The 10,305-nt window shown below is 71.2% G+C and carries 9 protein-coding genes and 1 pseudogene; 2 read left to right on the forward strand and 8 right to left on the reverse strand.

The window, feature by feature from the left end; translation table 11 throughout:
• Nucleotides 1-75: 75 nt before the first annotated feature.
• Both OUY22_RS33390 and uvrA read right to left on the reverse strand, forming a co-directional pair.
• Nucleotides 76-1,296 carry a PucR family transcriptional regulator gene (locus OUY22_RS33390; protein WP_270159268.1) on the reverse strand — a complete coding sequence of 407 codons (1,221 nt, stop codon included), beginning with the start codon at nucleotides 1,294-1,296 and terminating at the stop codon, nucleotides 76-78.
• A 135-nt stretch (nucleotides 1,297-1,431) separates the two neighbouring features.
• On the reverse strand, nucleotides 1,432-4,272 hold the full coding sequence (uvrA, locus tag OUY22_RS33395) for an excinuclease ABC subunit UvrA (RefSeq protein ID WP_270159269.1): 2,841 nt from the start codon (nucleotides 4,270-4,272) through the stop codon (nucleotides 1,432-1,434).
• Between the two features lie 229 nt (nucleotides 4,273-4,501).
• On the opposite strand from uvrA, the gene OUY22_RS33400 reads away from it, so the two are divergent.
• Both OUY22_RS33400 and OUY22_RS33405 read left to right on the forward strand, forming a co-directional pair.
• Complete coding sequence (locus OUY22_RS33400) at nucleotides 4,502-5,272, forward strand: maleylpyruvate isomerase family mycothiol-dependent enzyme (protein WP_270159270.1); 771 nt, start codon at nucleotides 4,502-4,504, stop codon at nucleotides 5,270-5,272.
• Nucleotides 5,272-5,928: an MBL fold metallo-hydrolase gene (locus OUY22_RS33405; RefSeq protein WP_270159271.1), complete on the forward strand. Its 657-nt coding sequence runs from the start codon at nucleotides 5,272-5,274 to the stop codon at nucleotides 5,926-5,928. The genes OUY22_RS33400 and OUY22_RS33405 overlap by 1 nt, the downstream gene beginning before the upstream one ends.
• Before the next feature lie 29 nt (nucleotides 5,929-5,957).
• Here the strand turns inward: OUY22_RS33405 and OUY22_RS33410 are convergent, their stop codons facing one another.
• The 6 genes and pseudogenes from OUY22_RS33410 to OUY22_RS33435 form a co-directional block, all read right to left on the reverse strand.
• A complete protein-coding gene (locus tag OUY22_RS33410; protein WP_270159272.1) occupies nucleotides 5,958-6,098 on the reverse strand; it encodes a hypothetical protein in 141 nt (46 codons plus the stop codon).
• Nucleotides 6,099-6,108: 10 nt separating this feature from the next.
• Nucleotides 6,109-6,933, reverse strand: a complete 825-nt coding sequence (gene pssA, locus OUY22_RS33415) for a CDP-diacylglycerol--serine O-phosphatidyltransferase (protein ID WP_270159273.1) — start codon at nucleotides 6,931-6,933, stop codon at nucleotides 6,109-6,111.
• Nucleotides 6,920-7,561: a phosphatidylserine decarboxylase gene (locus OUY22_RS33420; RefSeq protein ID WP_408638244.1), complete on the reverse strand. Its 642-nt coding sequence runs from the start codon at nucleotides 7,559-7,561 to the stop codon at nucleotides 6,920-6,922. The genes pssA and OUY22_RS33420 overlap by 14 nt, the downstream gene beginning before the upstream one ends.
• 110 nt (nucleotides 7,562-7,671) lie before the next feature.
• Complete coding sequence (locus tag OUY22_RS33425; protein WP_270159274.1) at nucleotides 7,672-8,655, reverse strand: TerC family protein; 984 nt, start codon at nucleotides 8,653-8,655, stop codon at nucleotides 7,672-7,674.
• 192 nt (nucleotides 8,656-8,847) lie between these two features.
• Nucleotides 8,848-9,954 (reverse strand): glycosyltransferase family 4 protein, encoded by a 1,107-nt coding sequence (locus OUY22_RS33430; protein ID WP_270159275.1) that lies wholly within the window; start codon nucleotides 9,952-9,954, stop codon nucleotides 8,848-8,850.
• Between the two features lie 109 nt (nucleotides 9,955-10,063).
• Nucleotides 10,064-10,305, reverse strand: a pseudogene (locus tag OUY22_RS33435) (virulence factor MviN); the annotation flags it as partial.

Genomic DNA, 10,305 nt, shown 5'->3' on the forward strand with positions numbered 1-10,305 from the left:
CCCACGCGACCGGCCGTCGCGGCCGGAGCTCCGGGCCTGAAGACCGTCGCGGTCAGGACCGTCGGTCTCGATGGCTCAGCCGCCGTTCAGCGTGCGGCGGGCCGCCAGCGCCGCGCCGATGCGCTGGAGCTGGGCCGGCTCCATCGGGTCCAGCCCGGTCAGGGCGACGGCCCGGCGCAGCCGGTAGTCCACGGTGTTCGGGTGGACGTGCAGGCGCTCGGCCGTGCGCCGCCGGTCCAGGCCGGTCTCCAGGTACGCCTTGAGCGTGCGCAGCAGGTCGGGGTTGCCGAGCAGCGGATCGAGCAGCCCGGCCAGCCCGGCCAGCGCCTCGCTCGGCCTGGTCAGCTGGTACTCCAGCAGCACGTCGGAAAGCCGGTACGCGCCGGGCGGCCGCCCCAGGGAGCGCACCACGTCCAGCACCTCCTCGGCCAGCTTGGCGGCGCCGGGCACGCGGGCCGGCTCGGCGGGTTCGGCCGCGGCCCACACCGGGACGCCCGCGGCGCGGCCCGCCGCCGTCACCAGTTCGCCGGCCCGGCACCACCAGGGCTCGTTGACGGTCAGCGGCACGAGCACCAGCCCGCCGGTGCTGTCGAGCGCCGACAGCACCTGCTCCGCGGCGTGCCGCTGCCACGCCGCCCGGAACCGGTGCAGCTTGCGCCGCCCGGCGAACGGCCCTCCCTGCGCGCCGGCGGCCTCGTCCGGATGCTCGCCGAGCGCGGTGGCCACCACCAGGTAGCGGGGCGCGAGCCGGACCCCCGCCAGCGCCTCGCGGTCACCGGCGAGCAGGGCCGAGACCGTCGCGTGCATGGCGTGCTGCTCCTGGCTGAGCATCACCTCGCGCTCCTCCAGGTACGCGGCGCACACAGCGGAGGTCACGGCGCCGGTGTAGCTCAGGATGAGCCGGTTGGCGGCCAGCACGTCGTCGAGGTCGCCCGGCCCGGCGTGCGCGAACAGGCTCTCCCACACCTTCGTCACCCCGAGCTGGTACGCGGCCAGCAACGCGTCGAGCGGCACCCCCTCCTGGGCGCGGCGGGCGGCCGACGCCCGCAGCGGCGCCAGCTCCTCGTGGGTGGGCGCGCGCCGCTCGCGGAACACCCCGCTGATCACCCGCAGGTTGTGCTCGGTGATGCTGGTGATGTCGCCGTCGAGCTCCTCTCTGGGCAGCCGCCGGTAGAGCGGGATCTCGTCGGCGAAGTCGCCGACGAGCCGCCGTGCGAGGCGGACGAGCGGCCGCTCCAGCAGCTCGTGCACGCACACGCCGCCCAGCGTGAGCGGCCGCGGCGTATCTTCCGACACGGTCAGACCTTGTCAAACACCCCGTCGGAAGACAAGGGCCCCTGCGCCGGCCGGTATCGTCCGCGCCGAGGAGCCCGGCGCGCCGTACGGCCCCCGCGTGGCCCTTCCCGGACCCACGGGGTGCCGCGACGACGGTCAGACGGAGAGGATCTTCCGCAGGAAGCGCCCGGTGTGGCTCTCCTCCACCTGGGCCACCTCCTCGGGCGTGCCCGCCGCCACCAGGGTGCCGCCACGCGAGCCGCCCTCGGGGCCCATGTCGATGACCCAGTCGGCCGTCTTGATGACGTCCAGGTTGTGCTCGATGACGATGACCGTGTTGCCGCCGTCGACCAACCGGCCGAGGACGCCCAGCAGCCGCCGGATGTCCTCGAAGTGCAGGCCGGTGGTCGGCTCGTCCAGGACGTAGACGGTCCGCCCGGTCTGGCGCCGCTGCAGCTCGGAGGCGAGCTTGACGCGCTGCGCCTCGCCGCCGGACAGCGTGGTGGCGGGCTGGCCGAGCCGTACGTAGCCCAGGCCGACGTCGTTGAGCGTCTGCAGGTGGCGCTTGATCGCCGGGATGGCGTCGAAGAAGGCGAGCGCCTCCTCGATCGGCATGTCGAGCACCTCGGCGATGGTCTTGCCCTTGTAGTGGACCTCCAGCGTCTCGCGGTTGTAGCGGGCGCCGTGGCACACCTCGCACGGGACGTAGACGTCGGGCAGGAAGTTCATCTCGATCTTGATCGTGCCGTCGCCGGAGCACGCCTCGCAGCGTCCGCCCTTGACGTTGAAGCTGAACCTGCCCGGCTGGTAGCCGCGCACCTTGGCCTCGGCGGTGGCGGCGAACAGCTTGCGGATGTGGTCGAACACGCCGGTGTAGGTGGCCGGGTTGGACCGGGGGGTGCGGCCGATCGGCGACTGGTCGACGTGCACGACCTTGTCCGCCTGGTCCATGCCGTTGATCCGGGAGTGGCGGCCGGGCACGGTGCGCGCGCCGTTGAGCTCCTTGGCCAGCGAGTTGTAGAGGATGTCGTTGACCAGCGTGGACTTGCCGGACCCGGACACGCCGGTGACGGCGGTGAACACGCCGAGCGGGAAGTCGATGTCGACGCCCTTGAGGTTGTGCTCGCGGGCGCCCTTGACGGTGATCTGCCGCTTCTTGTCGCGCTTGCGCCGGCCGGCCGGCACCGGGATGCTCCTGCGGCCCGACAGGTACTGGCCGGTGATGGACTCCTCGCTGGTCAGCAGGTCCTGCACGGTGCCGGAGACGACGACCTGGCCGCCGTGCTCGCCCGCGCCGGGGCCGATGTCGACCACCCAGTCGGCGGCGGCGATGGTGTCCTCGTCGTGCTCGACCACGATCAGGGTGTTGCCCATGTCGCGCAGCCTGATCAGGGTGTCGAGCAGGCGCATGTTGTCGCGCTGGTGCAGGCCGATGGACGGCTCGTCGAGCACGTACAGGACGCCGACGAGGCCGGAGCCGATCTGGGTGGCGAGCCGGATGCGCTGCGCCTCGCCGCCCGCCAGGGTGGCGGCGGCGCGGTCCATGGTGAGGTAGTCGAGGCCGACGTCGAGCAGGAAGCCCATGCGGGCGTTGATCTCCTTGACCACCCGCTCGGCGATGTGCATGTCGCGGTCGGACAGCTTGAGCCCGGCCAGGAACTTGGCGCACTCGCCGATCGACATGGACGAGACCTCGGCGATCGACTTGCCGGCGACGGTCACGGCGAGCGTGACCGGCTTGAGCCTGGCGCCCTTGCAGGCGGGGCAGGGCACCTCGCGCATGTAACCCTCGAACCGTTCGCGGGTCGAGTCGCTCTCCGCCTCCGCGTGCCGGCGCTGCACCCAGGGGATGACGCCCTCGTAGGCGGTGTAGTAGGCGCGCTGGCGGCCGTAGCGGTTGCTGTAGCGGACGTGGACCTGCTCGTCGTGGCCGAACAGCAGCGACTTCTGCGCCTTCTTGGAGAGCTTCTCCCACGGGGTGTCGGGGGTGAAGCCCATGGCGTTGCCCAGCGCCTCGACCAGGCGGCCGAAGTATTCGCTGGCGTGGCCGCCGGTCCACGGGTGCAGGGCGCCCTCGCGAAGCGTGCGCTCGGGGTCGGGGACGACCAGGTCGGGGTCGACCTCCATCTTGGTGCCGAGGCCGGTGCACTCGGGGCAGGCGCCGAACGGCGAGTTGAAGGAGAACGAGCGCGGCTCCAGCTCCTCGAACGACAGGTCGTCGTACGGGCAGTAGAGGTGTTCGGAGTAGAACCGCTCGCGGCCGGGGTCGTCCTCGGGCAGGTCGACGAAGTCGAGCGTGATGGTGCCGCCGGACAGCTGCAGCGCGGTCTCGACCGAGTCGTTGAGCCTGCGCCGCGACGACTCCTTGACCGACAGGCGGTCGACGATGACCTCGATGTCGTGCTTCTCGTACTTCTTCAGCGTCGGCGGCTCCTCCAGCCGCACGACGGTGCCGTCGACGCGGGCCCGGGCGAAGCCCTTGGTCTGCAGCTCGCGGAAGAGCTCGGCGTACTCGCCCTTGCGGCCGCGGACGACCGGGGCGAGCACCTGGAACCGGGTGCCCTCCTCCAGGTCCATCACCCGGTCGACGATCTGCTGCGGCGTCTGGCGGGCGATCGGCCGCGAGCAGGCCGGGCAGTGCGGCTTGCCGACGCGCGCCCACAGCAGCCGCAGGTAGTCGTAGACCTCGGTGATCGTGCCCACCGTGGACCGCGGGTTCTTGCTCGTCGACTTCTGGTCGATGGAGACCGCGGGAGACAGGCCTTCGATGAAGTCGACATCGGGTTTGTCCATCTGGCCGAGGAACTGGCGGGCGTAGGCCGACAACGACTCGACGTAACGCCGCTGCCCCTCGGCGAAGATCGTGTCGAACGCGAGGCTGGACTTGCCCGAGCCGGAGAGCCCGGTGAAAACGATCAGAGAGTCTCGCGGCAGGTCAAGCGAGACGTCTTTGAGATTGTGCTCTCGTGCCCCACGCACGATCAGGCGGTCTGCCACGGTGATCCCGGAAGTCGAAAGGCGGATAGGTCCACGGGGGATGGTAGACGGGGACTCCGACAGTTTCGTTGAGCCGATCCCGGCCGGCCGATGCCGCCCGCCGGGATTCCGTCCCTATCAGGTTACGGCCTTCATGAAGCGGGCAGGGGGCCTTCCGTTGTCAACTCGATGACCTGCGCTTTTATGCCCGCGAGCTGCTCCGAACCCCACCATGATGAAATTTCAGGACATGACTGTGCTTGCTGCCGTGCAGCGCGAACTGGCCGACGAAACGGCCCGTCTCCTGGCCACCGCCGCCTCTCTCACCGACGCCGACGTCCGGGCCCCATCCTTACTCCCCGGATGGACCCGCGGCCACGTCCTGGCCCACCTCGCCAGGAACGCCGACAGCCACGTCAACCTGCTCACCTGGGCCAGGACGGGCATGCGTACCCCGCAGTACCCCAGTCAGGAGGACCGCGAGGCCGGGATCGAGGCGGGAGCCGGCCGTCCGGCGGCCGAGCACGTGGTGGACCTGCGCGACAGCGCCGCCCGCCTGGATCGCGCGGTCCGCACCCTGCCCGAGGAGGCCTGGCGCTCACCGGTCGGCGGCCTGCGCCCGCCGTACCATCCCGCCTGGTACTGCCTGGTCAGACGGCTGCGCGAGGTCGGCGTGCACCACGTGGACCTGAACGCGGGCTACGGGCCCGCCGACTGGCCGGAGAGCTTCGTGTCCAGGGAGCTGAAGACCTGCCTGCTCATGTGGCCGTACGAGCAGAGCACGATCAGCGGGGCCAGGTTCGTCTCCGCGGCGGGCGAGCCGCTGGACGAGTGGTCCGGCCTCGGCGACGGGCCCGTGGTGGAGGGAGTGCCCGCCGACATGCTGGCATGGCTCACCGGAAGGTCCTCAGGCGATGGCGTTAGGGTGGTGCCCAAGGGGGAGCCGGTCCCGCCGCCACCGCCGTGGCTGACCGGCACCGCCCCCGCTGACCTGCCCGCGACGCCCCCGGAGGACTACTGATGACCTACACCGGCGACGTCCAGGTCGGCGGCCCCGCCGACGTGCGGGAGCTGACCGACCTGAGCATCTCCAAACTCGCCGTCGGCCCCTACGACAACAACGCCTACCTGCTGCGCTGCCGGGCGACGGGAGAGGGCCTGCTCATCGACGCGGCCGCGGAGCCCGACCGGTTGCTCGCCCTGATGGCCGACGCGCCGGTCAGCACGATCGTCACCACCCATCAGCACGGCGACCACTGGCAGGCGCTGGAGCAGGTGACCAAGGTGACCGGCGCCCAGGTGGTGGCGCATCCGCTGGACGCGCCCGCCCTGCCCGTGCCGGTGAACCGCACGGTCGAGCACGGCGACCGGATCTCGGTCGGCGAGGTCACGCTCGACGTCATCCACCTGCGCGGTCACACCCCGGGCTCGATCGCCCTGCTGTACGACGACGGCGCCGGCGACGTGCACGTGTTCACCGGCGACTCGCTGTTCCCCGGAGGCGTGGGCAACACCTGGAAGGACCCGGAGCGGTTCGCCCAGCTCTACGCCGACGTGGTGGAGCGGATCTTCGACCGGCTCCCGGACCAGACGTGGGTCTACCCGGGTCATGGCAAGGACACGACCGTGGGCGCCGAACGCCCGTCACTGCCGGAGTGGAAGGCCCGCGGCTGGTAGGTCACGGCCGGTAGGTCACCGCTGATAGGTCAACGGCGCGACAGGACGCGCACGATCCGCTCTGCCGCGCGGGCGGGCTCGTCGGCCTGGCCCACGAGCTCGCCCCACGACCACCGGTAGAAGCAGCCGCCGGCCACCGGCACGCAGTCGACGGTCTCGGCGAGCATCACCGTGCCGGGGTCACTGATCGACGCGGGTGGCCTCGCGCCGGAGCTCGCGCTTGTAGAACAGCATGCGCAGCGGGATCGCCGCGACCAGGGCGATCTGCATGGCCGCGCCGATCTTGATCGGCATGTCGCCGCCCTCGGGCCAGGCGACCCAGAAGGTCAGGAACGCCACGTTCACCATGATCCAGGCGAGCACCACCGCCGCGAGCTGCCCCTTGGGCTTGGGGTACTCGATGCGGCTGACCATCAGCCAGGCGACGCCGAGCACTCCGAGCAGCGCCCACACGCTGGGCTCGAACAGCAGGACGATGGAGATCACGGTCATCGCGCCCATCGGGATGGGCAGCCCCATGAAGTCGCCGCTCTTGGTCTTGACGCAGGCGAACCGCGCCAGCCTGACCACACCGGCGACGAGCACCGCCGCGGCGGCGGTGACCACGGCGGCGAACGGCACCTGCGAGGTGAACCCGCCCCAGATCACGACCATGAACGCGGGCGCGAAGCCGAAGCTGATCACGTCGGCGAGGTTGTCGAGCTCGGCCCCCATCGCGGAGGCGCGGAAGCGCCGGGCCACCAGGCCGTCGAACAGGTCGCAGGTGGCGCCGATGAGGAGCAGCACCACGGCGGTCGCGAAGTAGCTCGGGGCGGGCGTGAAGTCACCGTCGGTGCGCAGCGCGTTGATGGCCGAGGCGGCCAGCACGCACACCGCGAGGAAGCCACAGAGCGCGTTGCCGAGCGACAACGAGTCCGCGGCGGACAGACGGAACGCCTTGCCGACGGGGCCGCGAGGTTCCTCCTCCTCAGCCGCCTGCCAGCCACCGGCGTCAGCCGTGGTCAATTCTGGTCACCCCCGCAACCGTCTTCTCACCCACGGACACCGCGGAGGAGATTCCTTCGGGAAGATAGACGTCGACCCTGGAACCGAACCGGATGAGCCCGATGCGCTCACCCTGGGCGACCTTCGCCCCGGCGGTCAGGTACGGCACGATCCTGCGCGCCACCGCGCCCGCGATCTGCACCATCTCGACGTCACCGAGCGTGGTCGCGAAATGCCACACCACGCGCTCGTTCTGGTCGCTGTCCTTGTTGAAAGCCGGCAGGAACCCACCCGCCACATGCTGCACGGAGGTGACATTTCCCGCAAGAGGTGCACGGTTGACGTGGACGTTCAGCGGGCTCATGAAGATCGCCACGCGGGTACGGCCGTCGGGCCACGGGTCGACGCTCTGGACGACGCCGTCGGCCGGTGACAGGATCCGCCCCTCGCCGAGCGTGCGGTCGGGATCGCGGAAGAACCAGAGCATCGCGCCGGTGAGGGCGCTCAGCGGCACTGCCGCGAGCGCCCACCGACGGTCCCGTCGCGTCAGCAGCGCGGTGGCGGCCGCCGTGGTCGCCGTCGGGAGGAGCCACGGGGAGACCCCGCGTGCGAGCCTGAACGGGCTCGACTTAGCAGAATCGTCTGACACGTACAACCTTTGGTGGTGACTGAACGGAGCGCTTTTGCCGTGATGGTACAGAACCCGCAACTATGACACGACAACGGCTACCCAAGCAAAGCGCCTCGAAAGCCGTTTAGCTAGACCTGCTCCGAGGCAGGTTCCACACTCTTGCGCGTGTCCAGGCGGGCCTTGATCAGGCTGGCCACGGTGGTGATCACCATCGTGGAGCCGATGATGGTGAGGGACACCCAGATGGGGATGTGAGGCGCCCAGGAGACTCCACTGGAGTGCAGAGCTTCCATAACCAGCTTAACCCCGATGAAACCGAGGATGAACGCGAGCCCGTAGCTGATGTAGACGAGCTTCTGGAGCAGACCGCCCAGCAGGAAGTAGAGCTGACGCAGTCCCATCAGCGCGAACGCGTTGGCGGTGAAGACGATGAACGGGTCGGTGGTGAGCCCGAAAATCGCCGGAATCGAGTCGAGTGCGAACAGCAGGTCGGTGCTGCCGATCGCGATCATGACGATCAGCATGGGAGTGACCATGCGCTTGCCGTCGATCTTCACCGAGATCTTGGAGCCGACGTAGCCCTCGGTGGTGGGCAGGGTCCGGCGCACCCAGCGGAGCAGGAGGTTCTCGTTGACCTCCTCGGCCTCGCCCTTGACGTGCTGGCGGATGATGTTGACCGCCGTGTAGATCAGGAAGGCGCCGAAGACGTAGAACAGCCAGCCGAACCGCTCCAGCGCGGCGGCGCCGAGCGCGATGAAGATGCCGCGCATGACCAGCGCGAGCAGGATGCCGACGAGCAGCACCTTGTGCTGGTAGGCCCTCGGCACCGCGAACCGGCTCATGATGATGAAGAAGACGAACAGGTTGTCGACGCTCAGGCTGTACTCGGTGATGTAGCCGGCGAAGAACTCTCCCGCCTTCACCGGCCCCGAGGTGACCCAGAGGATCACGCCGAAGATCACGGCCAGGGCCACGTAGAAGCTGACCCAGGCGCCGGCCTGACGCATGGAGAACTCGCGGGCCTCACCGCGGTCGACGATCCACAGGTCGACGGCGAGGACCAGCAGCAGTCCGCCGATCACGACGATCCATGCCCACAAAGGTTCGGTCACGTTGCAATACCTCCGGCACGCAGGGCTGACTGCCGGAGGTCTCTCCCGCCCGCCTCGAACCGCGGACCGGCAGCCCCGGGGGCCCCATGGATCGGGGCTGACCGTGATGACGAGGCTGCCGCGAAGGGATACTCCCCTCCCCAACCCACGCAGTATACGAGAACCCCTCCGAAGATTGTCCGCACCCGACGATCAGGACCTGGCGTAGGCGGCGAGCGCGCTTCGCACCGCTTCGTCCTCTCCGGGCAGCTCGGCGCCCCGGCGGGCCGCCGCTGCCCCCCACCGCTCCGCCTCACCGGGGTCGGCGACCAGTTTCCGTACGGCGGCGCGCAGCGCGGCCGGGTCACCGTAGGGCACGAGGATCCCGGCGTCGCCGACGAGACCGGGCACGCCGCCGACGGCGGTGGCGATCACGGGCGTGCCGGCCTTGAGCGTCTCGCTGACGCTGAGCGGCAGCCCTTCCCACCGGCTGGCCCAGACCGCGACGGTGGCGGCGGCGAGCAGGTCGGGCACGTCGTCCCGGTGGCCGAGCAGCACCACGGGCAGCCGCTCGGCGGCGATCCGGCGCGCCAGCTCGCCCCTCAGCGGCCCCTCCCCCGCGATCGCGAACAGCGGCGCAGGACTCTCCCACGGCCCGGCGGCGGCGTCGAGCAGCGTCTCCAGGCCCTTCTGCTGAGCGAGCCTGGCGACCGTGAGCACCAGCGGCCGGTCCCCGGCCCCCAGATCGGCCCGCACCTCCCCGGGCGTCCGCCGGGCCTGCCGCAGCGGCGGCGCGGGCACCACGGCCGGCCGGACGTCCCGCGCCCCCAGCGCGCCCATCCGCTCCCCCAGGTCGGGCGAGACGACCAGCACCCGGTCCGCCCGCCGGGCCACGATCCGCTCCAGCACCCCGTACACGGCCCCGACGAACCCCCCGGCGGTGAGCGCGTTGTGCAGCGTCACCACGAGCAGCGGCCGCTCCCCCGTCCCGGGCCGGCCCGGATCACCCGGGGAGCGCCGCGGCCTGGCGAGGGCGGCCAGGGCGCCGGCCCGCAGGCCGTGGGCGTGCACGACGTCGGCGCCGCGGATCGCCCGCCGGACCGACAGCACCGCGCGCGGGTCGTTGACCGGATGCGGCCGGTCGGACACGGGGACCTCGACGAACCGGGCCCCGGCCTCGCGGAACCCGAACTGCTCCTCGACCTCCCGCGGCCCGGCGACCACCACCCGGTGACCGCGCCGCGCCAGCCCGGCGGCCAGCATGTGCACGTGCCGCCCGGTGCCTCCGGTGGTGGTGCCCACCACGTAAGCCACTCGCACCCGAACCCCTCTCACCCGAACCGACACCGCGACACCACCACGACCGACACCAGGACCGACACCTCGCCCCGCATCGGGACCGGCACCTCGACCGGCACCCGCCGCCTCCTCAGCCGCCGGGCGGCCGTCTGCCGAGGACGCCTGCCACCGCCCTGGCGTCGTCCCTGTCGACCAGCGTCACCACGCCGCCGCCCACCGCCAGCGCCGCCACGGCGGCCAGCAGCGTGACGCCCACGTTCGCCCACACCCCCTCGGCCCCGAGCCACGAGGCCGCCCACGCCCCCGCCAGGAACCCGGCCACGCCCCCCGCGACGGCCGCGGCCAGCCCCCGCCCGCGCCCTGCCACCGCCG

This window comes from Nonomuraea corallina (genome assembly GCF_027620315.1).
Classification (GTDB): Bacteria; Actinomycetota; Actinomycetes; order Streptosporangiales; family Streptosporangiaceae; genus Nonomuraea; species Nonomuraea corallina.